23 protein-coding genes are annotated in these 24873 nt (G+C 63.9%); 11 read left to right on the forward strand and 12 right to left on the reverse strand.

The genetic code is table 11. From position 1 onward, the window contains the following. Window positions 1-3 precede the first annotated feature (3 nt). The 9 genes from ACED18_RS17720 to ACED18_RS17760 all read left to right on the forward strand — a co-directional run bounded on the left by ACED18_RS17720 (window position 4) and on the right by ACED18_RS17760 (window position 8081). On the forward strand, window positions 4-975 hold the full coding sequence (locus ACED18_RS17720) for an ABC transporter permease (RefSeq protein ID WP_377294717.1): 972 nt from the start codon (window positions 4-6) through the stop codon (window positions 973-975). A 1-nt stretch (window position 976) separates the two neighbouring features. Then, window positions 977-1996 carry an ABC transporter ATP-binding protein gene (locus tag ACED18_RS17725; RefSeq protein WP_377294719.1) on the forward strand — a complete coding sequence of 340 codons (1020 nt, stop codon included), beginning with the start codon at window positions 977-979 and terminating at the stop codon, window positions 1994-1996. Then, complete coding sequence (locus ACED18_RS17730; RefSeq protein ID WP_377294721.1) at window positions 1993-2997, forward strand: ABC transporter ATP-binding protein; 1005 nt, start codon at window positions 1993-1995, stop codon at window positions 2995-2997. Before ACED18_RS17725 ends, ACED18_RS17730 begins: the two co-directional genes overlap by 4 nt. A gap of 250 nt (window positions 2998-3247) precedes the next feature. Beyond that, on the forward strand, window positions 3248-3700 hold the full coding sequence (locus tag ACED18_RS17735) for a helix-turn-helix domain-containing protein (RefSeq protein WP_377294723.1): 453 nt from the start codon (window positions 3248-3250) through the stop codon (window positions 3698-3700). Continuing rightward, the gene (locus ACED18_RS17740) at window positions 3697-5520 is read left to right on the forward strand and encodes a hypothetical protein (RefSeq protein ID WP_377294725.1); all 1824 of its coding nucleotides are present in this window, start codon (window positions 3697-3699) and stop codon (window positions 5518-5520) included. Before ACED18_RS17735 ends, ACED18_RS17740 begins: the two co-directional genes overlap by 4 nt. Before the next feature lie 26 nt (window positions 5521-5546). Further along, window positions 5547-5765, forward strand: a complete 219-nt coding sequence (locus ACED18_RS17745) for a hypothetical protein (RefSeq protein WP_377294727.1) — start codon at window positions 5547-5549, stop codon at window positions 5763-5765. Window positions 5766-5769: 4 nt separating this feature from the next. Further along, a complete protein-coding gene (locus ACED18_RS17750) occupies window positions 5770-6936 on the forward strand; it encodes a YcaO-like family protein (protein WP_377294729.1) in 1167 nt (388 codons plus the stop codon). Next, complete coding sequence (locus ACED18_RS17755) at window positions 6933-7652, forward strand: TfuA-like protein (protein ID WP_377294731.1); 720 nt, start codon at window positions 6933-6935, stop codon at window positions 7650-7652. Before ACED18_RS17750 ends, ACED18_RS17755 begins: the two co-directional genes overlap by 4 nt. Window positions 7653-7835: 183 nt before the next feature. Then, entirely contained in the window at window positions 7836-8081 is a 246-nt protein-coding gene (locus ACED18_RS17760) for a hypothetical protein (protein ID WP_377294733.1), read from the forward strand. A gap of 203 nt (window positions 8082-8284) precedes the next feature. Here ACED18_RS17760 and ACED18_RS17765 read toward each other — a convergent pair whose 3' ends face one another. After that, window positions 8285-8893: a LysE/ArgO family amino acid transporter gene (locus tag ACED18_RS17765; protein WP_377294736.1), complete on the reverse strand. Its 609-nt coding sequence runs from the start codon at window positions 8891-8893 to the stop codon at window positions 8285-8287. A 90-nt stretch (window positions 8894-8983) separates the two neighbouring features. On the opposite strand from ACED18_RS17765, the gene ACED18_RS17770 reads away from it, so the two are divergent. Beyond that, a complete protein-coding gene (locus tag ACED18_RS17770; protein WP_377294738.1) occupies window positions 8984-9883 on the forward strand; it encodes a LysR family transcriptional regulator ArgP in 900 nt (299 codons plus the stop codon). Window positions 9884-9988: 105 nt separating this feature from the next. Here ACED18_RS17770 and ACED18_RS17775 read toward each other — a convergent pair whose 3' ends face one another. The 3 genes from ACED18_RS17775 to oiaX form a co-directional block, all read right to left on the reverse strand. Then, complete coding sequence (locus tag ACED18_RS17775; RefSeq protein ID WP_377294741.1) at window positions 9989-11773, reverse strand: methyl-accepting chemotaxis protein; 1785 nt, start codon at window positions 11771-11773, stop codon at window positions 9989-9991. Window positions 11774-12038: 265 nt separating this feature from the next. Then, window positions 12039-13355 carry a four-carbon acid sugar kinase family protein gene (locus tag ACED18_RS17780; protein WP_377294743.1) on the reverse strand — a complete coding sequence of 439 codons (1317 nt, stop codon included), beginning with the start codon at window positions 13353-13355 and terminating at the stop codon, window positions 12039-12041. A 3-nt stretch (window positions 13356-13358) separates the two neighbouring features. Next, window positions 13359-14615, reverse strand: a complete 1257-nt coding sequence (gene oiaX, locus ACED18_RS17785; RefSeq protein ID WP_377294879.1) for a 3-oxo-isoapionate-4-phosphate decarboxylase OiaX — start codon at window positions 14613-14615, stop codon at window positions 13359-13361. Window positions 14616-14749: 134 nt separating this feature from the next. On the opposite strand from oiaX, the gene ACED18_RS17790 reads away from it, so the two are divergent. Then, window positions 14750-15466, forward strand: a complete 717-nt coding sequence (locus tag ACED18_RS17790; RefSeq protein WP_377294745.1) for a transcriptional regulator NanR — start codon at window positions 14750-14752, stop codon at window positions 15464-15466. Between the two features lie 5 nt (window positions 15467-15471). Here ACED18_RS17790 and ACED18_RS17795 read toward each other — a convergent pair whose 3' ends face one another. From ACED18_RS17795 to ACED18_RS17830, 8 genes are all read right to left on the reverse strand, one after another. Beyond that, window positions 15472-17340 carry a hypothetical protein gene (locus tag ACED18_RS17795; protein ID WP_377294747.1) on the reverse strand — a complete coding sequence of 623 codons (1869 nt, stop codon included), beginning with the start codon at window positions 17338-17340 and terminating at the stop codon, window positions 15472-15474. Next, window positions 17337-18386, reverse strand: coding sequence for a Gfo/Idh/MocA family protein (locus ACED18_RS17800; RefSeq protein ID WP_377294750.1), 1050 nt, complete (start codon window positions 18384-18386; stop codon window positions 17337-17339). The genes ACED18_RS17795 and ACED18_RS17800 overlap by 4 nt, the downstream gene beginning before the upstream one ends. Before the next feature lie 77 nt (window positions 18387-18463). Then, complete coding sequence (locus ACED18_RS17805) at window positions 18464-19291, reverse strand: phosphogluconate dehydrogenase C-terminal domain-containing protein (protein ID WP_377294752.1); 828 nt, start codon at window positions 19289-19291, stop codon at window positions 18464-18466. Window positions 19292-19628: 337 nt separating this feature from the next. Then, entirely contained in the window at window positions 19629-20846 is a 1218-nt protein-coding gene (gene repC / locus ACED18_RS17810; RefSeq protein ID WP_377294754.1) for a plasmid replication protein RepC, read from the reverse strand. Window positions 20847-21013: 167 nt separating this feature from the next. Continuing rightward, the gene (gene repB / locus ACED18_RS17815) at window positions 21014-22021 is read right to left on the reverse strand and encodes a plasmid partitioning protein RepB (RefSeq protein WP_377294756.1); all 1008 of its coding nucleotides are present in this window, start codon (window positions 22019-22021) and stop codon (window positions 21014-21016) included. 94 nt (window positions 22022-22115) lie between these two features. Then, entirely contained in the window at window positions 22116-23324 is a 1209-nt protein-coding gene (gene repA / locus ACED18_RS17820; protein WP_377294759.1) for a plasmid partitioning protein RepA, read from the reverse strand. A gap of 318 nt (window positions 23325-23642) precedes the next feature. Then, window positions 23643-23990, reverse strand: a complete 348-nt coding sequence (locus ACED18_RS17825) for a WGR domain-containing protein (RefSeq protein WP_377294761.1) — start codon at window positions 23988-23990, stop codon at window positions 23643-23645. 62 nt (window positions 23991-24052) lie between these two features. After that, entirely contained in the window at window positions 24053-24745 is a 693-nt protein-coding gene (locus tag ACED18_RS17830; RefSeq protein WP_377294763.1) for a DUF2865 domain-containing protein, read from the reverse strand. Window positions 24746-24873 lie beyond the last annotated feature (128 nt).

Raw genomic sequence — 24873 nt, forward strand, 5'->3', positions numbered from 1 at the left:
TTGATGTTCTTTGCGATCCTCCAGCGCCTCGGACAGATGCTTTTCGTGATGTTCGGCATCTCCGCGCTCGTCTTCCTGATCTTCTTCGCCACGCCAGGCTCCGATCCCGCAGCCCGCATCGCCGGGCGCAATGCCTCGCAGGAAACGGTAGAGGCCGTCCGCAAGGAGTTCGGCTTCGACCAGCCCCTGCCGATCCAGTACGGCGTGATGATGAAGCGGCTCTTCGTCACCCAGGACCTCGCCTCCTTCGTCAATCGCGGCCTGCGGGTCGTGCCGGCCGTGATGGATGCGGCGCCCGTGACGCTCTCGCTGGTCGCTGGCGCGGCGGTTCTCTGGGTCATCGGCGGCATCTTTGTCGGCGTTCTCGCAGCACTCACGCGCGACACGCTGATCGACCGGGGCCTGATGGTGCTGGCGCTGATCGGCGTCTCCATGCCCGTCTATTGGCTGGGAGAAGTGATGAACCTCATCACCCAGAGCCGGTTTCACGACACGATCTTCTTCTCCTGGGTGCCGGCGCTCGGCTACAAGCCACTGAGCGAAGACCCCGTCGGCTGGTTCAAGACGCTCATCATTCCGTGGTTCACGCTGGCCGCCCTCTATATCGGCATCTACGGCCGCGTGCTGCGCGCCAATCTCGTCGAGGCCTATCAGGAAGATTTCATCCGCACAGCCCGCGCCAAGGGGCTCTCGCCGGCCCGCGTCATGCTGCGCCACGCGCTGCGCACCTCGCTGATCCCCTTCGTGACCATGTTCGGCCTGGATTTCGGCGTGCTGGTCGGCGGCTCCGCGCTGCTGACGGAGGTCGTCTTCGGCCTGAACGGCGTCGGACGCCTGACCTATCAGGCGCTCCTCAACCTCGACCTGCCGATGATCCTGGGAACCGTCATGTACGCCTCCTTCTTCGTGGTGATCGCCAATGCGGTGGTCGATCTCGTCTATGTCGTCATCGATCCACGCGTGCGGGGAGCCTGACATGAGCGACAAACCCATCCTTCTCGACGTCAACGGCCTTTCCGTCTCGTTTGCCACCGACAACGGCCCCGTCCAGGCGGTCCGCGACGTCTCCTTCCGTGTCCATGAGGGCGAAATCCTCTCCATCGTGGGCGAAAGCGGCTCGGGCAAATCCGTGACGCTGCTCTCGCTGCTCGGCCTGCATGACCGCAAGACGACACGTGTCGAGGGCGCCGTCTCCTTCAAGGGCCAGCCGATCCTCGACCTGCCTGCCTCGAAGATGCGGGCCATCCGCGGCAAGGAGATCGGGCTCATCTCCCAGGATCCGATGACGGCGCTGACGCCGGTCTATACGATCGGCTGGCAGATTGCCGAGCAGATCCGCGCGCATGAAGCGATCTCGGCGCGCGCTGCACGTCGGCGTGCCATCGAGCTTCTCGGCGAAGTCGGCCTTTCCAATCCCGGCGAAGCGGTGGACCGCTATCCGCACCAGCTGTCGGGCGGCATGCGCCAGCGCGCCGTCATCGCCATGGCGCTGTCATGCAATCCCTCGCTCTTGGTTGCGGACGAGCCGACGACGGCGCTCGACGTGACCGTCCAGGCACAGGTCCTCGACCTGCTTTTGCGGCTGCGCAAGGATTTCGGCTCCGCCATCATCCTCATCACCCACGACATGGGCGTGGTGGCGGAAGTCGCCGAACAGGTGGCCGTCATGTATGCCGGCCGCATTGTCGAACGCGGACCGACCGACGCGGTCTTCGGCGCGCCGCTCCACCCTTACACCTGGGGCCTGATGGCCTCCATTCCGCCGCTGACGGGCCAGCGGCTTCATCGCCTGAATTCGATCCCCGGCATGCCGCCGACGCCAGAGAGCATCCCGGCCGGCTGTGGTTTTGCGCCGCGCTGCGCCTTTGCCCGTCCCGCCTGCGCGCAGCGCCCGCCGCTGCGCAAGGCCGGCGAACAGGCCGCGCTCTGCGTGATTGACGATGACGAACGCCCCGCGCTGCGCCGCCGCGCCCTGCCGCAGGAGGAACTGGCATGACCCTGACCGACACGACGCCCGCGACCGCCGCGGCCACACCTCTCCTCACGGCGCGCAACCTGACGAAGACCTTCGTGGTCGGCAAGACCCTGCGCCCCGGCTCCGGCCGGCTGCTGCACGCCGTCAACGGCATCGATCTCGACGTGCGCCCCGGCGAAACGCTCGGCCTCGTCGGGGAATCCGGCAGCGGCAAATCCACGCTGGGCCGCTGCCTGACGCGGCTCTACGACATTTCCGGGGGAACGCTGACCTTCGAGGGGCAGGACATCACCCAGGCCGGTCCGCGCGACCTGAAGCCGGTGCGCCGGCGCATGCAGATGATCTTCCAGGATCCGTCCGCCTCGCTCAACCCGCGCCGCCGCATCCGCGACATGCTCGCCGAAGTGCTTCGCGTCCACAAGATCCGCGAGGGCGCGGCCATCGACGAGCGGCTGGAGGAGCTGATGGAGCTCGTGGGTCTCCGGCGGGAATATCTCGACCGCTATCCGCACGAATTCTCCGGCGGCCAGCGTCAGCGCATCGGGATTGCACGCGCACTCGCCGTCGAGCCGCAGCTGATCGTGGCGGACGAGCCGGTTTCGGCGCTCGATGTCTCCGTGCAGGCCCAGGTCGTCAATCTCTTCGACGAACTGCGCGAGAAGCTGAACCTCACCTATGTCTTCATCGCCCACGACCTTGCCGTCGTCCGGCATGTCTCCACGCGGGTGGCGGTGATGTATCTCGGCAGCATTGTCGAGACGGGAGAAACCGAAGCGCTCTACGCATCGCCCCGCCACCCCTATACGCGCGCCCTGCTGTCGGCGATCCCGCAGCCGCACAATCGCGGCCGGCGCGAGCGCATCCTGCTGACAGGCGAGATCCCGAGCCCGCTCAACCCGCCGCCGGGCTGCGCCTTCTCGACACGCTGCCCCAAGGCGACCGCGCTCTGCCGCGAATCAAAACCAGTGCTGGCCGCGCATGAACCGGGTCGTCAGGTCGCCTGCCACTTCCCTGAACAGTAAATCCATAGATCAAATTCCGTGATGTTGCCTAGGAAATGCTCACAGCGTTTGATTCCCGTGCAGCGCGAAATCAATGGTTTCACGTATTGGACCTGAAAAATTTGAGATAAATCAATTTTTTTGGCTAAAGACCTCACTAATGCAAGGTAGACTTTATTAGTTCTGCTAATTGACGCGATTTTTCGTTGCGAATTGCCTGTTTTTCGCGCAAAACTCGTCGCAAACAATTCATACAAGAGACGGTGTGCCGATGACGAAGAAATCCCCCCATGCCATTGACATCCACGTTGGCAACCGGCTTCGCTTGCGACGTGCAATGCTGGGTATGAGCCAGGAGAAGCTGGGCGATCACCTGGGGATCACTTTCCAGCAGGTTCAGAAATACGAGAAGGGTACCAATCGTATCAGCGCGAGCAAGCTGCAGATGGCATCCGAGGTGCTCGGTGTTCCCGTCTCCTACTTCTTCGAGGGCACCAGCCAGCCGCAGGTGCAGGAAACCAACTCGGGCTTCTATGCCGGCGACGACGTTCTGGAGTTCATTGCAACCCGCGAAGGTCTTGCCATCAACCGGGCGATCCTCGGCATCCATGACCAGCGCGTGCGCACCAAGCTGCTCGGCCTGCTGAAGAGCCTTTCGGGTTCTGCCGACGACGTTCCGTCGGCTGGCGATAGCCGTCACGACGAGGCTCAGCGCCTGTCGTGAGCCGCTTCCGGCTTCTCACATTCGGCGATCTGCGTCTTGTGGATGCAGCATGCCGTGATGTGCGGATGCCACAGAAGGCGCTCCTGCTTCTCGTCCGCCTTCGGCTTGCCGAGGGCGGAGAGCTCAGCCGGGACGCCGCAGCAGCCTTCCTCTGGACGGTCGATGACCATACGCTTGCGCTGGCAAACCTGCGCAAGATGCTCTCGCGCCTCCAGGTCGCGCAGGCCGAGTTGGGAACGGAACTGGTCGTCGCAGATGGTCGCCGGCTGAAGCTTGCCCCGCAGGCCATCGACAGCGATCTCGACATCTTCGACGACCCGACGGCCAGCATCGCAACGCTGGTGGAGCATGTCGAGCGCGGCTTTCTGCGCACGACCGGAGACGCCCAAAGCGGCGTCGAAGCCTGGGCGCATGCGCAACGCCTCAATCTTCTCGGCATCATTCGTCGCCGCCTGACCGAGCCCTCGCCTTCCGGGACGCAGCCGGTCGATTTCCTGACCTTGCGCAAGGCAGCATTCCTGCTGCTCGACCATTTCCCCGATGATCATGAAGTGCGCCACCTCGTGACCGGAGCCGATCACGCGGCGCGGCCGCCGCTGGCGTCAGGTCATCCGCCGGTCGTCGCGGTCACCGTCCCCGATCCTGTCGCGGCGCCACCGCCGAGAGGACTGAGCGGCCCGCGCGTGGCTCTGCTGCCGCCAGCGGGCGTCGCGGCCGACAATGAGGATGCGCTGCTTGCGGCGGCGCTGATCGACGACGTCTCGATCTGCTTGTGTGCCGTCCGCGCCTTTGCGATGGTCGCGCCTTACACTGCCGAGCGCATCCGGGCGAGTCAGGACAAGGCGGGACTGCTCGAGAAGCATGACATCTCCTATGTCATCGACACGCGACTGTCGCGGGACAGTCTGATGGTCCAGATCATCTTCGTTCCCGCCGACAACATCATCTTCGCGGATCGCTATCCGCTCAACGAAGCCAGTCTCGCCGAGTCGCGGCTGGCAATCGCCGAGGCGATCAGCGGCACGATCCTGTCGATCCTCGCACGCAATGAAACCGCCCATCTCGATTATGAACTCAACCCCAAAGCCTATCGCGGCTATCTGACGGGTCTGCGGCACCTGAACCGGCTGACGCTACCCTCCATTCGCGCAGCGCGGCGCACCTTTCGCGGCACCCTGAAGGAAAGGGCCGATTTCGCCTATGCCTTCGGGGGGCTGGCGCGGACCTTCACGGGCGAGTGGGTGCTGACGGCACGCGGTGACAACGACCTCTTGCTGAAAGCCGAGGAGGCCGCCCGCTCCGCCATAGAGAGCGGTCCCGCGGTCGCCTCGGGGTACAAGGAGCTCGGACGTGCGCGGCTGTATCTCGGGCAGCTGGATGAAAGCCTGGAAGCTCTTGACAACGCCGAGAAGTTGAGCCCACATTATGCTGATGCAATCTATACTTATGCTGACTCGCTGGTGCATGCATCGCGCCCGCGGGAAGGGCTTGAGAAGATCGAGCAGGCGATTTCGCTCAATCCGCTTGGGCCTGATGAGTATTTCTGGAGTGCAGCCGGCGCGAGTTATTTTGTCGGAGAGTATCTGAAATCCATCGACTACCTCAATCGCATGGCAAATCCCGCCGTTGCCTATCGTCTTCTTGCGGCTTCTCTTGCGATGGCTGGAGATCGCAAAAAGGCGCAGCACTACCGCCGAAAGGATCTCAAGGAGAATCCGCAGTTTTCCTTGAAGCAGTGGCTCGCTGTGCTTCCTATCCGGGAGCATTGGCAAAGGGAACTCTACCGTGAAGGCCTTCTCAAGGCCGGATATGAAGATTGACCCAACCCGTGACAGGAGACTTTCCCATGGCAAACGTGATCATGATCGGCGTACCGGGCAACAACACGCTTTACGTCGCCGACCTCGAGGCAGGAACCGTCAAGCCGGCCGACAGCGCCAGCAGTGCCCTTGCCGCCGCCAACCGTGCCGGCAGCCATGACGGCATCGTCGTGAAGGGCGTCGATTTCGCCGTCGCCGTCAATGCCGCCGATTCGGCCGCCGCAGGCCTGTTCGACGCGCACTGACACCATGCACGGGGAGAGAGCCTTACGCCCGGAGGAAACATTCTCGCGGGTGGAAGGCCTTCTTCCCGCCTTTGGCATTACCCGCGTCGCCCGCCAGACCGGGCTCGACCGGATCGGCATTCCCGTCTGGCTCGCCCTGACACCCAACGCGCGCTCCATCGTGGTCGCGCAAGGCAAGGGCCTCACGGATGCGGACGCCCGCACCTCCGCCGTCATGGAGGCCCTCGAACGGGCCGTCGCGGGCGCCCCGGCCACGCCCGTCCATTATGCGACGAGCGACGATCTGGCAGCGCGCGGCCAGCCTTTCCTTCTGCTGCAATCCCATCTCGCTCTGCACGCGGAATTGCCCCGCCAGGATGAACGGATCGCCTGGTTTTCGGGCCGTGATCTGCTGACGGGCGGGCGGGTCTTTGTCCCGGAAGATGCCGTCGTGCTTGATCGCAGCCGCCTGTCGGCCCGCTACTGGCAGTCTTCGGACGGGCTTGCCTCGGGTAACACGGCCGACGAAGCCATTGTACACGCCCTCTACGAGCGCATCGAGCGGGATGCCCAAGTCCTCTGGCAGATCGGCGACCATGCCGGCCGGGCCAAGACAGGGGTTGCCCGTGAGACCTATGCCCACCATCCCGACATTGCCGCGCTTCTCGGGCAACTGGATGCCGCAGGCATGCGCCTGCGCCTTTTCGACATGACGAGCGATATCGGCGTTCCCTGCTTCACGGCCTTCCTCGCCGAGGATGATCTTCTGACCACGGGCACGGCACGCTTCGTCGATGTCACCTATGGGGCGGGCTGCCATCCTGCGCCCGAACGCGCCGTGCTGCGTGCGCTCACGGAGGCGGTGCAATCGCGCATCACCTTCATCGGAGGGGCGCGGGACGACGCTTTCCCCGCTGTCTATCGCCGCCCGCTGCCCGAGTGGACACGCCGCCTGATGATGGACGATGCGCCGCAGGGGAACGCGCGGCGCGCCATCTTTCTGGGCGGACTGGGCGCGTTGCTTGCCCGTCTGGACGCCCTCGGTCTTGGCCCGGTGGTTGCGATCGAGCTTGGCGCGCGCCACCTTCCCTTTGCCGTGGCAAAGGTGCTCGTACCGGCCCTGGAAAATCCGGAGGGCCGGCGCGCCACGCGCTTCGGTGTCCGCGCGCTCGCAAAGGCGCTCAGCGCATGAAAATCCTCTTCGTCGGACCAACCCTTCCAGACGCGTCCCGCATCGCGCCGCCGGCAATCCTCTGTCACGGCCCGGTCGTCCAGGGGGATGTCTATCGCGCTGTTCAGGACGGGGCGAACGCGATCGGCATCATCGACGGCGGCTTCGAATTCACCGCTCCGGTCTGGCACAAGGAAATCCTGTTTGCGCTGGAAGCGGGCGTCAGGGTCATCGGCGCCGCCAGCATGGGCGCCTTGCGGGCGGCGGAGTGCGAAGCCTTCGGCATGGAGGGCATCGGCCAGATCTTCGAGGATTATCGCAGCGGCCGCCGCGTCGATGACGGGGATGTGGCACAGTTGCACGGACCGGCCGCGCTCGGCTGGCTCGCCCTCACGGAACCCCTCGTCAACGTCACGGCCACGCTTGAGGCACTTGTCGCCGACGAAACGCTCGACCCGACACTTGCCGATGCGCTGCAAAGGGCAGCAGACAGGCTGTTCTTCAAGGAGCGAACATGGCCGGCCATCCTGGCCGCCGCCGCAGGACTTGACGATGAAACACGGGCCCGGCTCGGCCCTCTTCTTGCCGCACGGCGGGTTGATCGCAAGCGAACCGACGCGTTGCAGCTTTTGGACGCCATGGCGAGCATGCCTGACAGTCGCAGGGACACGGCGCGCGGATGGCAGTTCGTCCGCACGGTCCTCTGGGACGAGATGCTTGCCCAGCGGCGCGATTGACCTCGCCGTCACGTGAAATGCAACCCACCGTTTTCACGGAAGGATTTTCTCTCTGCCAGGCTTCCGTCCAGCCGGTCCCCAAGCGTATATGCATTTCCACTTAAAGGCGTGTCACGCCGATGTCACGCCACAGGAAGGTTGTCTCCCCCTAGAATGGGTACCGACGGTAGACGGAGACCCAGCATGCAGCAGCCGCCCGACCCCATTCTCATGGGCGAACTTGATTCAGGTGATACAGAGACTGAAGAACTCCAGGCCATCACGCGGCTTGTGTTCTTCGCGCGTGCCAGCGCAGCAGCCATCCAGTCAGAGGAAGTGGTCTACTGCCTCGATCTCGCCTTGCAGCATCTGGCAAAGGACATTCGCGAGCGCACGACCCACTGGCCGGAGATGGCGCACTTCATCGATACGCCCGTCGTGCATCAATAACATCTGGAGTCAGCCGTCCAGCGCGGTGCGGCATGGCCCTTGCTGCACAGGCTGGCCGTGACCAGTCGCATATCGATGCTTCTCGGCGCCACGAAGGCCGGGCTGAAACCCGGCCGGAACGCTGCAGGGTGCTGCAACATGCATGACAGTTTCGGCAGCCGGATGCTTCGCTGGCGTGCGCTTCTCGCCACGACCACTGCTTCTCACGAGCCGACGAGAAGCTTCATGGCAATTAGCACCATCACGACGGCAATCACGCCGTCCAGAACCCGCCAGGCGACCGGGTTGGCGAAGACGTGACGCAACCGGCGTGCCCCAAAGCCGAGAGCGAAGAAGAACAGGCAAGAGGCTGTCATCGCGCCGGCGGCGAACGACGCCTCCTGACCGGGAAACCGGGTCGAGATCGTGCCGAGCAGCACGACCGTGTCGAGATAGACATGCGGATTGAGAAAGGTGAAGGCAAGGCACGTCGCAAGCGTCCTCGCCAGGCCCGCATCCTCCCCCTCCCCCGCCGCAAGAGCGCCTGAACCCGCTATGGCCGCACGCGCGCTGCGAAAGCCGTAGACCAGAAGGAAGACGGCGCCACCATACCGCATCACCGGATCGAGCCAGGGAAGAACGGCCGCAATCTGGCGGAAAGCCGTGACGCCCACGAGGATCAACGCAGCGTCCGACAGCGCACAGGTCAGACAGACCGCAAGGACGTGGTGGTTGCGCAGCCCCTGCCGCAAGACGAAGGCATTCTGCGCACCGATCGCCACGATCAGGCTGAGCCCCATCGTCAGACCCGTTCCGAAAACTGCAGCCGTCATCCCCATCCACTCCGTTGCGCCGCCTCCCTAGCGCCTCCGTCACCATTAAGATAGTTAACTTTTCTAAGAGTGATGAAGGAAAACTAATCAATGCTGGATTATGCGGCCTTGCGGGCCGTGGCCGCAGTCGTTGAGACCGGCAGTTTCGAAAAGGCGGCACGGCGCCTGAACGTGACGCCTTCGGCGGTGTCGCAGCGGGTCCGCCAGATCGAAGAGCGGCTTGGGACTGCGCTCGTGGTACGCGGCTCCCCCTGTCAGGCAACGGAGGCCGGGGACAGGCTCTGCCGGCATATGGAAACGGTGGGCTTGCTGGAAGCCGATCTTTTCGAGCGCCTGCCCGCGCTTGCACAGGCGGGGCCGGAAGGCGCGCGGGCAACCGTATCGATCGCAGCCAATGCCGACAGTCTCGCCACATGGTTCCTGACCGCAATTGCCGACTTCACACAGGCAACCGGTCATCTCGTCCATCTCGCCGTCGATGATGAGGAGCACACGGCCGAGTGGCTGCAGCGCGGCGCGGTGCTGGCCGCCGTGACGAGCCTCGAACAGCCCGTCATTGGATGCCGCCGGCTGGCGCTCGGCAAGCTGCGCTATCGCGCCACCGCAAGCCCCGCCTTCGTGGAGCGCCATTTTCCCGAAGGGGTGACGCGCGAGGCACTGGCCCGGACCCCTTCCCTGGTCTTCAGCCAGAAGGATCGGCTGCAGACGCGCTGGATGCAGTTGGCGGTGGGCGAGGACATCCCCGGACCAACCCACTGCCTGCCATCAACGCAGGGATTCGTGGATGCCTGCCTCGCCGGGATGGGCTGGGGGATGAACCCCGAAATGCTGGTTGCCGCGCACCTCGCCGATGGACGGCTGGTGGAGCTTCATCCGCAAATGCCACTCGATATTCCGCTCTTCTGGCAGATCAACCGGCTGACCGCAGACCGGCTGGAGACGCTGACGCGCGCTGTCCTGTCCGTCGCGCGTGAGGCGCTCCTGACCTGAAGGCCCGGAATCGAAACGGCGCTTCTCGTGACTGTGCGGTCACGAAAAGCGCCGTTCTATATCGATACCGACGTCAGCCGTGCGGCACGCGGCATTCAGGCCGGCTCAGAATTCCTGCCAGTCATCGGACTTCAGTGCCGTATTGCCGCGTGTAGCGGGAATGCTGGCGCGGCGCGGCGCGGCGGCAGGCCGGGCTTCCGTGTGGCTGCGGGCAGGTGCTGGCGCGGTGCGCGGCGCGGCCGATGCAACGGTGCCCGACAGCTCGAAGCGCGCGATGAGCTGGCGCAGGGTCTCGGTCTCCTGGGCAAGGGTTGCCGAAGCGGCATTGGTCTCCTCGACCATCGCTGCGTTCTGCTGCGTCACCTGGTCCATCTGGTTGACGGCACTGTTGACCTCGGACAGTCCGACAGACTGTTCGCGGGCGGAGCTGGCGATTGCCTGCATATGCTCATTCACCGCAGAAATATTCGTCTGGATCGTCTTCAGCGCGTCGCCCGTCTCGCTAACGAGCTTGACACCCGTCTTCACTTCTTCCGACGAGTTGCGGATCAGTTCCTTGATCTCCTTGGCGGCCTGGGCGGAGCGCTGCGCAAGTTCGCGAACTTCCTGGGCGACGACCGCAAAGCCCTTGCCCGCCTCGCCGGCGCGCGCTGCCTCGACACCCGCGTTCAGCGCCAGAAGGTTCGTCTGGAAGGCGATCTCGTCGATGACGCCGATGATGTTGGAAATCTGGTTGGAGGACTGCTCGATGCGGGCCATGGCGCCGACGGCATCGGCAACGATCCGACCGGAATGGATCGCACCGTTGTTGGCGGTTTCCGTTGCGCCGCGGGCATCCTCGGCGCGGCGCGAGGCGTTGTTGACGTTGGCGGTGATCTCGTCGAGAGCCGCCGCTGTTTCCTCCAGAGAGGCAGCCTGCTGCTCGGTGCGCTTGGAAAGATCCTGGGCCCCGTGGCTGATTTCCTGCGTGCCGGAGTCAATCTGCCCGATCGCGCGCGCGACGGCCGAGAGCGTGCCGCCAAGTTGCGCCACCGCTTCGTTGAAATTGTTGCGCAGCGGTTCGAATTCCGCAACGAAGGGACGGTCGATGCGCAGGGTCAGATTGCCGCCGGCGAGCTTCGACAGGCCGTCCCCGATCGTCTCGACGGCGTGAACGCGCTCCGTGACATTTGTCGCGAACTTCACGACCTTGGCGACCTTGCCCTTTTCGTCGAGGATCGGATTGTAGGAGGCGTTGATGACAACGCGCTTGCCGCCCTTGCCGATGCGGATGAACTCGGCAGCCTGGAAGCGTCCGGCGCGCAGTTCGTCCCAGAAGGTGCGGTAGTCGGGCGTGCTCGCATAGGCCGGATCGACGAACAGGCTGTGGTTCTTGCCGGCGATCTCGTCCATGCGGTAGCCGAGCGCGTCGAGGAAATTCTGATTGGCGCTCACCACCTGGCCTTCAGGCGTGAACTCGATGATGGCCTGAACGCGCGAGATCGCTTCCATCTGGTTGCGGAAATCGAGGTTGGCAAGACGGTCACGGGAATTGGCCCATTCGACCACGTAGCCGGTGACCTTTTCGCCGTCGCGGATCGGCGTAACGATGAGATCGAAGGTGTGTTTGCCGACGCGGATCGTCGCACGATGCTGGGTGCGCAGAGCCGCCAGCATGCCGCGCTGATGGGCGGGGTTCTTGTGGAAGATGTCGATGTTGCTGCCGATCAGCTTCTGCATGTCGAAGCGCGGCAGTTCCTTGCGCAGGTCGGCCTCCACTTCCTGCAACAGTCCCTTCACCGCCGTATTCATGTAGCGGATCTGAAGATCCTTGTCCGCGATCATGACGTTTGCCGTGATGATTTCAAGCGATGCCAACTGCGCCTTGTCTGCTTTCCACTGACCGAACATGCGTAGAAACCTTCTCCGAAAGAACACACTATCCGACGCCGCCCCCCGGCATGGGACATGCACGAAGACGGGTCGCCACGTGTCGGCATCGGGTCGTCGCTCACGAGAAAGTTAACGCCGGAACGATAGCGAAAAGTTAATTTTAGACGACACAAAAATGGTGAGATGCTGCTTATCGCGAGAAATCAGAAAACTTTCGTCTAATACAGACGCAAGATTCGCGTTTAGCGCGAAATACTGTTCACCCTTGCAAATCGGGGTGCTTTTACGTCATTCGGCCGGATTGGATCATAGAGAAATAATCATCTCCGCCGACCTGACCACCTTTCAGCGCGATCTCCAAACCGTCACAGTCGCCGCCATGGGCCACACAGAGAGGCGAGCCGGGTGTCTGCGGTAGGGGCATCTTCAAAGTCAGGGCGGCAATACCCATTTCGCCGAGCGCATGGCTCGATGTGTCCCCGCCCGCAATGACGGCGCGGGTAAGACCGGCCCGCGCGACGAGCGCAGCCTGGATACGGCCAAGAGACTGCCCGAGCCGGTGGCGCGCGCCCGCTGCAGCATCGAGATCGCCACCACGATCGGCGGAGGGTCCGAGCGCCGAATAGAGCACGACACTCCGCCCCTGGCCGAGATGATCGAGGCCATTTTCCACGGCTGCGGCAATTTCCGTCTCGGCCCCCTCCCCTGCCAGCGCCAAGGCATCAAGGGCCACCCCGCCGAAGCCGTGGTTGAGCGCGTGGCGGATCTGCCGTTCGGTGGTGGGCGAGACACTGCCCGAGACGACGGCGATCCGGTCAGCCGGCCCCGCCGCCTCGAAGAGCGGCTTTTCCCCGATGAGACCCAGGCGCCGCCAGGTCGGGATCAGCGCATATTCGACGCCGGAAGAGCCGCAAACGAAGCGGCTCCTGCCCCTCAGCCTGTCCCACAGAAGGGCACCGGCGGCCTCCTGCGTCGCGGCATCCAGCACATCGACGAGCAGAATGTCGGCTGTCTCCGGCTCCGCGCCGGAAGCGAGTGCAACGAGATCGAGAAGCGTAGAGGACAAGGCTGTCTGTCGGGCGAGATGGGTCAGCACATTCGCCTCGTCCATGGGCGTCACCGGATGGCGCGCCATCACCGGGTGGCGGTCGATGCGGTAGTTGCGCCCCTGATAGGCGGCGAAAAGCTCGCCGAAGGCGGTGTAGCGGCGGATCTGCGGCGCGCCGACGATGAGCGGGATCGTCGCAGGGCCGAAGACTGCGCGCCCGATCTCGATCGCCCGGCCGATACTGCCGACATGCGGAGCGGAATCGAAGGTAGAGCAGACCTTGTAGTGGCAGAGTTCGGCATGCCGATCCTTCAGCCAGGCAAGAGCCGCGCTCAGATGCACCTCCATCCATTCAGGCGTCTGGCTGCGGCTGGTGCCGGCAAGACCGACGGCGCGGGCATCCCCAAAACGCGCGATGAGCGCGTCATCGGGGATTTTGAGAAACAGCACGGTCTCGACGCCGTTGGACGCAAGCGCCTCCATCACATCCGTCGAGCCCGTGAAATCGTCGCCGTAATAGCTGATCAGCGGACGCTGCCGGGTATCCGTCATGGGTCAGGCTCCCTTGCCATCGGCAAATTTGGCGATGGACTGGGCGAGTTCGGGATGGTCCTTCGCATAGGTATCGAGCGGAATGCCCGCCGCAGCCGCCGCCCAGGCCTGCTGGACGGCCTTCACCCCTGCCCCGGGGCCGCCGGGATGGCTGACAATGCCGCCGCCGCAGAGATAGAGAAGGTCGGTCGAACCGCCGGTGGCGGCGATCGTATCCGGCGCCTGTCCGCCCCACTGGCCGGAACCGATGACGGGCAGCGCCACATCTGCGGCCGAAAACAGCGGCGTGGTCACGGCCTGGTACGAGCGGACGAAGCTCTCGTCCGGCTCCCAGTATTTCACGCGGATGCCGTTGATCTGGAACTGATCGACGCCGAGCAACCGCCAGAACTGCTGCCAGACGGAAAAGTCGAAACCGAGACCGGCATGGCGCGTGAGAATGTCCCAGCCGTTGCGGTGGGCATGCAGCACCAGCCCGGAGCGCTTGCGCAGGAACGCCATGCCGCCAAAGCCGATGGAATTGATGTTGACCACCGCGCAATTGCCGCCGGCGGCCAGCACCCGATCATGGTTGCGCATCATCTCGTCCGGGTCGGCATGGCTGATGCCGAAGGCATACATGACCTTCTTGCCCGTCTTCTGCTCGTGATCAAGGATCTTCGGCATGATGGCCGTGATGCGCGCCTCGAGCGAGGAATAGGCGGGGCTCATCAGCTTCTCGTCGTCCTTGATGAAATCGACACCGGCGGCGACGAGTTCGCCCACCATCTCCGCCGTCTCATGCGGCAGGAGACCGAGCGCCGGCTTGACGATCGTGCCGATGATTGGCCGACCCTGGACGCCTGTCAGCGCGAAGCTGCCGGCGACCCCGAACTGCGGGCCGGGGTGAGCGGCGGCATAGGCATCCGGCAAGTGCAGGCCGACGATACGGATGCCCGTCATGCCCTTGATGGAAAAGACCCCGCCGATCGCGATCGTCATCAGAGCCGAAAGGTCCGTGCCGACGGCATCCAGCGGGAAGGCGATATCGACATCGGCGCGGTGAAAAAGGCTCGCCCCTCCCCCCTCCTCCGGGAAAGAAGGCCGATCGGCGGGAGGCAGCGGGCGGATTTCGCAAACCCGCGCCGCCACGCGTGCCTTCAGCTCCTCCGTCTCGCCCGGCAGCGCCACAAAGGTGCCGGTAGACTGATCGCTGGCAATCTTCGCCGCCATGGCCTCGACAGAGCCGGGTGTCTCGATCCTGTAGGTGATGCGGATCATGTCCATGCTGGATGTGCTCCCGTGGCTCTTGCTTGCCGGTACCGTCGAACTGGTCTAATCATCACTTCATCACGACGTTGTCGGGCTTGCATCATGACGTCGAAATATCCCGGCCTTGAAGAACGAGAGACGTGATGATCCTTCCCGCCGAGCCGATCATTCGCAAAAAGCTCTCCGACGAGGTCTTTGCCCGGCTGAAACACATGATCGTTTCCGGCGAACTGAAGGCCGGCGACGAAATGCCGTCGGAGCGCGAGCTGATGGCGCGCTACGGCGTCGGCCGACCGGCGATCCGCGAGGCCATGCAGGCGCTGGCCGGCAAGGGTCTGGTGGAGATTTCGCAAGGGGAACGGGCCCGGGTGCTGCGCATCACCGCAGAATCCCTCATCCGCCAGATGGACCTTCCGGCAAAGCTGATGCTCTCCGGCTCTTCCGACATGCTGGAGCATCTGAAGAGCGCGCGGATCTTCTTCGAGCGTGCCATGGTGCGCGAGGCCGCCACGCACGCCACGGAAGAGACGGTCGCGACACTTCGCGACGTTCTCGACAGACAGCGCGCCAGCCTTGGCGATGCCGAGAGCTTCATCCACATCGACATGGAGTTTCACCACGAGATCGCGCTGATGTCCGGCAACCCGATCTTTGGCGCTGTCAGCTGCGCCATGCTGGGGTGGCTGAAGTCCTATCACACCGAGCTGCTGATCTGGACCGGCCGCGAGACGACGACGCTCGCCGAGCACGAGGGCATCCTTCAGGCCATTGCGGCGCGGGATGCCGAGGGCGCCGAACGTGCGATGATCGCGCATCTGGAACGCTCGCGCGCGCTCTACGCGCTCCAGGCCCGGAGCTGACGGCGTCACAGCACGACCTCAAGGCACGCATAGGGCTCCAGAGCGAGCGTCTGCGTTGCGGACACGGCGTGGTCTTCGAAACCGATCCCAGTCACCGAGCGGGGCGTCTGCGGCAGGCGGACCATTTGTGGCTGCCCAGTGATGTTGGCAAGAAGCAGCACGCCCTCCGCGCCAAGGCCAACGACCGCCTGGGGAGCAGCACTTTCAACCCGCAGCCACGGCTTGCCGCCGAACCGCGCAAGGCGCGCGATGACGTGGGCGAGCGGCCGCAGGGCCCCGGCCGGCTGGGGCTCCCCCTCGCCTGCCACGAGGCCGAAGGCGCCGGCGAGCGTTGACAGCGTCAGCACCTCGAGCCCCGCCGGCGCGACGGTCGCGGCATAGGCGAGCGTCCAGGCCGCACCGAAGGCGCCATTGTGGCGTGGATCGACATTGGCCATGGGAATACGGGCAAGCCCCGGATTGTCCTTTGTCACGCTCCCATAGGGGTTCTGCCGCATGGCGATGGTCGATGGACCGATGCGATAGGGCTTGTCACCATAGATCGCGCGCGTGGACGCGACCACGAAGGCCAGCGCCTCGAAGCTCTGCATCACCGAAAGATCATCCGCGGCATGCACGATCGGATTGGTACAGTGCCCGATATAATCGACGGCATCGGCCGGCACGCGTTTGCGATTGAGCTCCGTAAAATAGCTCATCATCCCGCCGCCGAGCCGAACGCCCGGGAAAGCTGCCCGCGCCGCGGCATAGACCGCTTCGAGCGGCGGACAGGCCGGCCAGGCGCTGCCGGGCGGCGTCGATTGCCGATCGACCGCGGGGCTGACGAAGAGCGTATCAAGGCACAGGCCGGCCTCGCGCACGAGCGCTGCGACCCCTGCAAACTCTTCCGACAGGGGCTGGCGGCAGGGAACGGCGAGTTCCAGCGTCACCTTCAGACCCGACGACGCGGCAATCCCCGCAAAGCCCCGGAGCGCTGCAAGGCCGTCGCCGGCAAGCGGATCGAAATGGCAGATGAGGTGCGGCGCGCCGATCGTGACGAGATGGTCGATTGCCGCCGCCTCGGCCGCCCCACAGTCCGGGCGAAGTCCGATGCCGATCTCCGGCAGGGCGATCGCCGTCGGATGCAGCGTGATCGCAATCACCCCCTCGCCGCGCGTCTGGGCAGTCGCGCCATCCTCGGCCGCGATCGTCAGGGTCACCGACTGGCGGAAGATCTCGCCGGCCGGCAGCCTGTAGGGCCAGGGCCGCGCCAAGGGCCGCACGTAGGTCTTGTAGGACGCATCCGTCCAGTTGCGCTGGTCTTCCATCTCGAAGACATCGCCCTCAAAATCCGTCGTGGCGACAATGCCGGATGCCACCCGATGGGTGATGGCCGCAATGTCCATGAAGGGTTGCCAGGGCTCGATCTGGTCAGGCCAGACCGCCTCCTCCACGCTGCCATCACCATGGCGCACCCGCACGGCCTGACCCGCAAGCCCGACGATCGGATGCAGCACGACAAAGCCGGCACGCGCCGTCTCGAAGTCTGCCGAACTCTCGAATGTCGCAGCGAAGGCCAGTCGGTTGCGCTCCCCCGATATCGTGACGTCGCAGGTCAGGCCCGCACCATCGGGCGCCTCGAAGCAGGCCCGGTAACGCAGGCTGAAGCGCTGATCATCCGCTTCGATCTCGACGGGGCCGATGCGCGGCGTGCAGGTGCCCCAATCCCGATCGCGGACCAGAAAGGCAATGCCGCGCAGCACCTCGTGGCCGCGAAAGCAGACCCCCTCCAGATTGCCATTGCGCAGCACAACGGACAGATCTCCGGCCCGCAGCAGCCGGCCCTCGGGCTCCGTCTGCCGCGTCCCGAAAAGGCGGAAGGCCGCACTGCTCATCGCTCCACACCCGCGCCAAGGAGATCCGCGAGCGCAACGGTCTCACCCCGCTCGGCGCTGAGATAGGCGGCCTCCACCAGCGCGAAGGTTTTCAGATTGTCTCGCCCGGATGTTGCGGGCTCCTGCCCGCTCACAAGGCAGGCGATCCAGTGCTTCTGGATCAACGCCACGCTTTCCTGGATATTATGCCAGGGCCGCGAGGCCCAGGGCAGAAGGTTGGGCGCAACCACACGCTCCGCGGTGCCGCCGGGGCCATGCACCGTCAGCCGATAATCCTTCGACAGGCGCAGCGTGCCGCGCGTCGCATCGATTTCCACCAGCGTCTCGGGAAAGGGTTCGACCGGCAGCTTCGTCGCATAGCTGACATCAATGATGGAGGTCAGGCCACCGATGTGATCAAGCAACATTGTCGCGACATCCTCGCCCTTGATCGCCGGATTGATGCGTCGTGTACGGGCCGTCATGCGAGTGGCATCACCGAAGAGAAAGCGGGCAATATCCAGCGCGTGGATGCCAAGATCCTCGATGATGAAACGCGTGCCCTCGGCAAGATAGGGCTGGCCGGAAAAGACATCGAAGCCGGAGCGAAAGGAGACGCGGCCCCAGAACGGATCACCGATCGTGCCGCTGTCCAGCACGGACTTAACCGCGAGAATGGGTGTCTGCCAGCGGAAATTCTCGTGAACCATCAACGAGATACCGGTGTCATCTGCCGCCGCGACCATGGCCTTGGCATCCGACAGCGTCGGCGCGAACGGCTTCTGGCAGATGGCCGGCACGCGGTGTCGCGCGGCCAGTTCCACCAGCGCGCGGTGGCTTCCAACGGTCGTGGCGATATCCACGAAATCGAAGCCGCCGGCCGCGAACATCTCATCGGCGGACGCATAGCGCCGCACCACCCCGAACTGGTCGCCTACGATCTGCAGGCGCTGCGGATCGCGGTCGCAGATCGCGACGATCTCGACATCGTCCATATCCCGCCAGCCATGCATCTGGTTGACGGCAAAGAAACCGCAGCCGATCAGCGCACCCGTGAACCGTGCCATGCGACAGGGCCTCCCCTCCCCGTTGGAAATCCACTCCGACGCAAAGACGTCAAGCGTCGAGGCCGGGCTGTCCCGCCTTACGTAATGCGGCGGATACTGTCCGCAATTTCCTGCGGCTCGAAGACGCGCTTCCAGTCATCGCGCATCAGTACCGGCTTTCCGAATTCGATCGCCTTGTTGCAGGCATCCGAAAAGACACCCGGCGTTTCCTCGAAGATCACGGCGCCCAGCACGTTCATGTGACCGAGCAGGAAGTCGCGGGCCGCCTCTTTTGGTACGCCACGGCGCACGCATTCGTCCATCGCCTCGCGCATGACCGACAGCAACGACGCACAGACGGTTTCCGAAAGGCCGGGCTCCAGAAGCGCCATCTGCTCCACGGTGACCCGGTGCGAGCGCATCACCGGCGCCCAGATGACTTTGGCGATCTCCTCACCGAGAGCGTAGGCCTCCTCCGGCCCCTGCATCAGCGCGGAGACGATATGCTGCTTGGCAGCAATACCGCCAAAGAAATCACGCTTTGCAGCCGGATCCGTTTCGTCGTTGAAAATCGGCGGATGGCACGGGTGTGTGACGAAATAGGTCAGGTCCGGCCGTGCCGGCAGATGACCGGCAAAGGGAGCGGCAGCATCCAGGACGATCACCATCGTCCCGGCCTTCAGCTTCGGCTCAAGCGTGGCTGCGACCTTGCCGATCGCGGTATCCGGGACAGCGAGAATGACGACGTCCGCACCATCAAGCGCTTCATCCGCCGACATCGTGGAAAGGCCGAGCTCGTCTTTCAGACGCGCCTTGCCGGCATCACTCACCTCCACATGGCGAACGGCAAAGCGTGAGCCAAGCAGGTTCTTCGACAGACGGCAGCCCATCTTGCCGCCGGCGCCGAAAAGCGCGATCGAAACCATCAGACATCCTCCAGACACGTCTATCAAGGAGGCGCGTGATCGCAACTCCGTTCCGGCTCACCTTATCCTTCACCTGGTATGACAAGTCAACAAGATGATATCCGTGCGTATCGGACCTCCTTTGGTCGAGACGTCTTTTTCGCCTCTGCCCTCACCTTTCGCCGCCAACTTCCAGGCAAAGTCAGGCCCTGCATCTCTCACATGACGCCAGAGCCTAAGCGAATGGTCGCTGAATCAATGCCTTAGTCCGTTGCCAGCTGACGACGGGCGATATCGATCCAGCTGTTGCGGCCAAACGATCATCGCGCCGCGCAGCCGATAGAAGCCGTTGCCTTGCTCATCCTGCGGCCTCCGCCACAGCCGCGCCATGGCTGCGAAGCAAGGCCATCAACATCGGGCCGAGGGAGAACTCACCGCGCTCGGCCCGGCGGGTGAGATCGCGCAGATAGCCGCCGGGCGAGGAAATGTGCCCTGCCCTCTCCAGGATCGCGGCCACTGTCGTTGCCGCATTCTCAGGCCCGAGTGCTGCGCACGCCGCCTCATAGGCCGACGGGCTGATACCCAGCATCGAGCGAACCGTCACCGCGGCACTCATCAGATCGCGCCAGTTATCGATCCGCCCACCCGGTCCGTAGATCATTACCTCCGGGCAGGCTCTCAAGACCAAGGCCAGCGGAAATGCCTTCATCGGTTCGCGCTGCCGTGCGCTCATCCCACTCGATCCCTCGCCCTGCTCTTTTCTAGAGCTAGGTTCAAATTCATCGATGGATTCGGTATTTGAATTCTGTTTGTGCTGACGACTTTCGACATCATTGGCGCCGGATTTTTGGGAATTCAACTGCATTTCCATGGTGTTCACGCATTCATCGCGGAGAAGTTCAAGGTCTTCGAGAATGCTTCCCAGAAGCTCGGCATCCCGCGCTGTCCGCAAGCGCGCGACTGCCGCGATGTAATGCGCCTCAATCGTCGTCCAGTTGCCGGCAAGTCCCTCTTCCATGGCAGCAGAGATCAGTTTGCGCACGTCACGCCGCGCAAGCGTGATCCGCTCCTTGACGAGTTTCAGAGCGCGCTGTTCCCGTGCCACCTCCTGGGCCATTGCCGCAAGCTCCTCGGCACGCGCGAGAAGCGGGGCCAGGCTGAAGCCGTAGGCCGTCTCGATTGCGCCACTCTTGTCCTTGCGCGCGTAGCGTTTGCCATTCGGGCTGTCATGACGGTGGATAAGGCCGGCCTCGACCAGATGTGCCAGGTTTTCACGCAGCGTCGTGCCCGCGATCCCGTTGGCTCGCGTCGTCAACTGGGCATTCGAAGGGAAGACGATGAGATTGGCGCCCTCGCGAAGCTCGTTGTCCGGATAGAATGTCAGCAGCGCATTCAGCACCGCCAGCGCACGATCGCGAAGCCCCAGCAACGTGCGGGCGTCGCAGGCATCGCGATAGACTTTCCACTTGTCAGCCGTCTTGCCCTCACGGATGTCGGCTGTCCGGATTTGCGATGCGACCAGCGCAAGTGTCACCGGCCGCCGCCCGAAAGGCGTCGTCACATGTCCATTCTGCATCTCTTTCACCTTTTCACGGGCAAAAGAAATCCGCTCACCAAAACGGCGCCAAAAACGCTTGACTGGGATTCATGGAAATGCGATTCTCGGGCTGCTAGACCTATGAGAGAGGCTTCCATGACGGCAACGTCGGGGGGCCTTTTTCTTTTGCTGTCTTCCTATCCTCGCTATTGATCTGACGGGGGCGTTTCCGCCCTGTAGCTTTCGTAGAGCGACGGCAGGCGCTCCATGAGGAACCGCGCGAAATCGGCATCGCGGTCCCGGTTGATCTCGATCTTGCAGTTCCGGCCGGCAACAGACATCGTGGCGATGGCCTCGCCCGCCGGAGAGCGCGCAATCAGCTTCTCCGCCGGCTTTGCCGAGGGGCGATCCTCACCCGCCTTCAGTGCCTTCAGCACAGCGAGGAAGCGGTCATCCGTCGCCTTGTGCGCGAACACCACATCCTCTGTTATCTTCCGCGCCCGTCGCTCGGCACCGGCCGTCTTCAAGAGGTCGGTCAGTTCCTGCCAGCGTGGCCGACCGACCTTCGGTGCGCGACCGATGGCGTTGACCAGCCAGGCAGGTACGGCACGCGCCACGCTGACCAGCCTGTGCGCCTCCTGCCGATCGACTGAAAGCGCGGTCTGGATCAGGCTGCGCTGAAAGCCGCCATCCTCGAGCCTCAAGGCAAAAACCGCGCGCTCGATAAAGGTCAGATCCTCGCGGGCCGAATTTTCGATACCCTGAGCAACGACCAGCCGATCATCATCGAGGTCGCGAATATAGGCCTTGACCTTGAGGCCCAATGCGCCGGCAGCGCGGACACGACGGTGGCCATAGGCGATCTGGTACCGGGCGGGCGCAGACGGATGCGGACGCAGGAGCACAGGAATTTCCTGTCCGTGCTCGCGCATGGAGGTCTTCAGCGCCTCGACGGCTTCGACATCCTGATCGGCAAATCGGTCAGCAAAGGGGGAGGGATCGATCAGCTCCGGATCGATCTCCACGGGAACGGCGCCCTTCGCAACCTGCCGCTTCAGCTCCTCATAATCGCGCTCGACCTCCGAGAAGGTGTCCTTCAGCGAACGCACGGCGCCAGATGCCACCCGTTGCACCGGCTGGCGCGCCTCGTCCGTCGGCGGCTGTTCGCCTCCGCCGGCAAAGAGGGAGCGGATCGACTGCGTGCGCTTGCTCATGGGGCCACCTCGCGGCAATCCCGGCAGGCCGCAGCAGAGCCGTCGTCAGCTGACAACATGCTAAGTCTTTGTTTTATCGAGAACCAACTGGCTATCATCGCCCCCAAACCTTGTTCATGAGGTCGATGACCTCCTGGTTGACGGCGTTGATGGATTCCATGGCCCGGTCATAGGTCGACCGGCCGACGGAGCCGCGGGAGAGCTCGTAAAGGGACTGTTTCGTCAGGCCGGCATTGGCAATCGCGGTCGATTTCCAGGCGGACGCGGCCATGACATCGCCGGGGAAGACATCGCGCAGCAGGCCGACAATTTCCTGCTCGGGCACATCGCGTGGATCGTGACGCGTGACGAGGAAGCGGAGAAAATCATAGTCGAGGCGACCACCGGCTTCCTCGATCACGGAGACCAGATCGGAGGTCATCAGCAGGAACTGGCTCATCGACGCCACGTCCACCATCTGCGGATGGACCGTGACGATCATGCCGGTGGCGGCATTGAGCGCACCCATGGTGAGAAAACCGAGCTGCGGGGGGCAATCGACAACCACGACGTCGAAATCATCCTCGACCTCGGCGATTGCCGCAGCGACGCGGCGGAAAAACAGATCCTCAGGCCGGCCGCGGTTCTGGAGCATGTAACGCGGCGTCTGGTGTTCGAACTCCATCAGCTCGAGATTGCCCGGCACGATGCTGATGCCGGTGAAGTAGGTCTCGCGCACGACATCCTTCATGCTCACGCGCTGTTCGTCATATCGGATCGCACCATAAATCGTGGTGTTTTCCGCCACGTCGAATTCCGGCTGGTAGCCAAACATGGCCGACAGCGATGCCTGCGGATCGAGATCGATCGCCAGCACCCGAAAGCCCTGCAGGGCCAGACCCTGAGCGAGATAGACGGAAGTCGTCGTCTTGGCCGAGCCACCCTTGAAATTGGCCACCGTCAGGATCTGCAGCTTCTCCCCATCGCGCCGGCGCGGCCAGAAGCGCGTCGCTTCCTTCGGGCGCGCCGTTGCCAGATAGGCGCGCAATTCGTTGATCTGCTCCAGCGTGTAGGAGCGACGGCCGGCATTGCCGACGTCGGGGGAAGGGCCGAGACCGTCGAGCGACAGCTGACGCAGATAGCCGTCGGAAACGCCGACGATTTCGGCCACTTCACCGGATGTAAACGAGCGCAGCGACTTCTGGGCCGTCGGCGGAAAGGCACGCTCACCCACGCTGCGCAGACGCGCCGACAGCGCTTCCGCCCGCTGCGTAATATGGGCGGATGTCGATGCTCGGTTGATGTGCCGGTCGATCACGTTCACTCTGGCCTCGAATTCAGACGGTTTATCGGCGTCAGACGCGCTATTTCCGTCTCAAGCTAAGCCACGATTCTGATGCCACCGCAAGGAGAATAGGGTTAACGCTTCCTTAACGCGCACATCGCCACGCAAGCATCCCCCGGAGAGGGGCGAAATATCGCAATCCTGTCATTGTGTTAGCGACTTGATCGCCGCCGTCAGCAAAGCGCTTCGCAAGGGCTGACAAACACACCCGCACCTCTGCCAATGGATCAGCCGCGCTCCGGCCAGCGCCGTCAAGCAGCCAACGACTCAGCACCGGCAATGCAGCCGGCGCGGATCCTAGGACGAAAGCGGGCAGGCGGGGAGGGGCGAGGGACGACTGCGATAGCCCCGACGAACCTTCCGCGACGCGAGCGCCTGCATGGCCGCTGCAGCCTCGTCTGGCGAGACAAAGACATCCGCGCGCTCGCGGCCCCGCGTGCCGATTCGTCCCCACCGCCGGACCAGAAGCGCCTCCCCGAACAAGGAGACGTCCAGCGACAAAGCGTAGAAGCGGGCCATGTTGCGCACGGGATCGTGGCGTTCAAGATGAAGAGGCGCAGGGTTCTGTTGCATGTCCGCAGTCTGTCCAGACAGACCGCAGGCGTCCAACGAATGATTGGAATCGATCCGGTCGGATCGATTCATGGCGTTGATGATTTGACCCGCCTTTTCCGGATCGCATCAACAGGAGCGGAGGAGGGCAATGCTCACTGCGGGAAGAAGCGGGGGCCGACAATGCGCACGGGGCGGGTCGCCGATGAAAGCGTGGCAATCGTCCGGTTCGGATCGCGCAGAACCCACCTGGAGGATTGAGCGCTGACAATCGCAAGTGCGTCCGCCGGCCGATCTACCGACGCTGACGCCGTCATCCTGGCGTCCGGCGTGGAAACATTCTGTCTGTCCGCGATAAACCGGCTGTAGCCGGCATGATTGCAGCGCATCGCCGTCTCAGCCGTGCGATAGGCGCCGGCATTCGGCAGGTCCGAATAGGGCTTGCCCGTCGTCAGGGAGATCATCGTATCATCGTTGCGTTCGGCGCCGTCCACGCGGAAGAGATCCATCTCTTCCGTTTCGCAGATCATCCGGCATTGCGCCAGCACGTCCGCCACCCGCAGGCGCGTCGCGAAGCCGGCATTGGGGGAGGGGAAGAGGTACCCGTCCGAGAGGCGAACGCACAGCGTGGTGCGCGGCACGCCGCCGATGCTGCGGCCCGTCTGACGCGGACTGGCGGCCTTTTCCCGTGAGAATGTCGCCAGATCGAGGCTTGCCCCGCAGCCGGCCTGCGCGAGCGCACGGCGGGCCTCTGTCAGGCGCTGCTGATAGCCGCCGCAACGGGAAAAGACGCCGCTTTCCATGCCGTTGCATCCGTGGGTCCGCATCTGGCCAAGAATGGCCGTCATCTGGCGTTGGGCCCCCTGAACTGCGGAGGCGTCGCACGCCTGCGCCACATGCGGCAGGAAAAGCCCCGCCGCCATTGCGAGAAGAAGGGCCGCACGCCTGGCCCAGAACCGTACTGCCTTCGCCATCC

The organism is Rhizobium sp. SG2393 (genome assembly GCF_042610495.1).
In the GTDB taxonomy this organism is placed as follows: Bacteria; Pseudomonadota; Alphaproteobacteria; order Rhizobiales; family Rhizobiaceae; genus RU20A.

Coding starts and splice junctions, on each gene's coding strand:
- ACED18_RS17720 (WP_377294717.1), top strand. CDS start 4: ATGTTCTTTGCGATCCTCCAGCGCCTCGGACAGATGCTTTTCGTGATG.
- ACED18_RS17765 (WP_377294736.1), bottom strand. CDS start 8,893: ATGACGGCTGCAGTTTTCGGAACGGGTCTGACGATGGGGCTCAGCCTG.
- oiaX (WP_377294879.1), bottom strand. CDS start 14,615: ATGATCCGCATCACCTACAGGATCGAGACACCCGGCTCTGTCGAGGCC.
- ACED18_RS17790 (WP_377294745.1), top strand. CDS start 14,750: ATGATCCTTCCCGCCGAGCCGATCATTCGCAAAAAGCTCTCCGACGAG.
- ACED18_RS17735 (WP_377294723.1), top strand. CDS start 3,248: ATGACGAAGAAATCCCCCCATGCCATTGACATCCACGTTGGCAACCGG.
- ACED18_RS17800 (WP_377294750.1), bottom strand. CDS start 18,386: ATGGCACGGTTCACGGGTGCGCTGATCGGCTGCGGTTTCTTTGCCGTC.
- ACED18_RS17755 (WP_377294731.1), top strand. CDS start 6,933: ATGAAAATCCTCTTCGTCGGACCAACCCTTCCAGACGCGTCCCGCATC.
- ACED18_RS17750 (WP_377294729.1), top strand. CDS start 5,770: ATGCACGGGGAGAGAGCCTTACGCCCGGAGGAAACATTCTCGCGGGTG.
- ACED18_RS17760 (WP_377294733.1), top strand. CDS start 7,836: ATGCAGCAGCCGCCCGACCCCATTCTCATGGGCGAACTTGATTCAGGT.
- repB (WP_377294756.1), bottom strand. CDS start 22,021: ATGAGCAAGCGCACGCAGTCGATCCGCTCCCTCTTTGCCGGCGGAGGC.
- ACED18_RS17825 (WP_377294761.1), bottom strand. CDS start 23,990: ATGAATCGATCCGACCGGATCGATTCCAATCATTCGTTGGACGCCTGC.
- ACED18_RS17745 (WP_377294727.1), top strand. CDS start 5,547: ATGGCAAACGTGATCATGATCGGCGTACCGGGCAACAACACGCTTTAC.
- ACED18_RS17805 (WP_377294752.1), bottom strand. CDS start 19,291: ATGGTTTCGATCGCGCTTTTCGGCGCCGGCGGCAAGATGGGCTGCCGT.
- ACED18_RS17830 (WP_377294763.1), bottom strand. CDS start 24,745: ATGACGGCCATTCTTGGCCAGATGCGGACCCACGGATGCAACGGCATG.
- ACED18_RS17775 (WP_377294741.1), bottom strand. CDS start 11,773: ATGTTCGGTCAGTGGAAAGCAGACAAGGCGCAGTTGGCATCGCTTGAA.
- ACED18_RS17770 (WP_377294738.1), top strand. CDS start 8,984: ATGCTGGATTATGCGGCCTTGCGGGCCGTGGCCGCAGTCGTTGAGACC.
- ACED18_RS17730 (WP_377294721.1), top strand. CDS start 1,993: ATGACCCTGACCGACACGACGCCCGCGACCGCCGCGGCCACACCTCTC.
- ACED18_RS17795 (WP_377294747.1), bottom strand. CDS start 17,340: ATGAGCAGTGCGGCCTTCCGCCTTTTCGGGACGCGGCAGACGGAGCCC.
- ACED18_RS17780 (WP_377294743.1), bottom strand. CDS start 13,355: ATGACGGATACCCGGCAGCGTCCGCTGATCAGCTATTACGGCGACGAT.
- repC (WP_377294754.1), bottom strand. CDS start 20,846: ATGCAGAATGGACATGTGACGACGCCTTTCGGGCGGCGGCCGGTGACA.
- ACED18_RS17725 (WP_377294719.1), top strand. CDS start 977: ATGAGCGACAAACCCATCCTTCTCGACGTCAACGGCCTTTCCGTCTCG.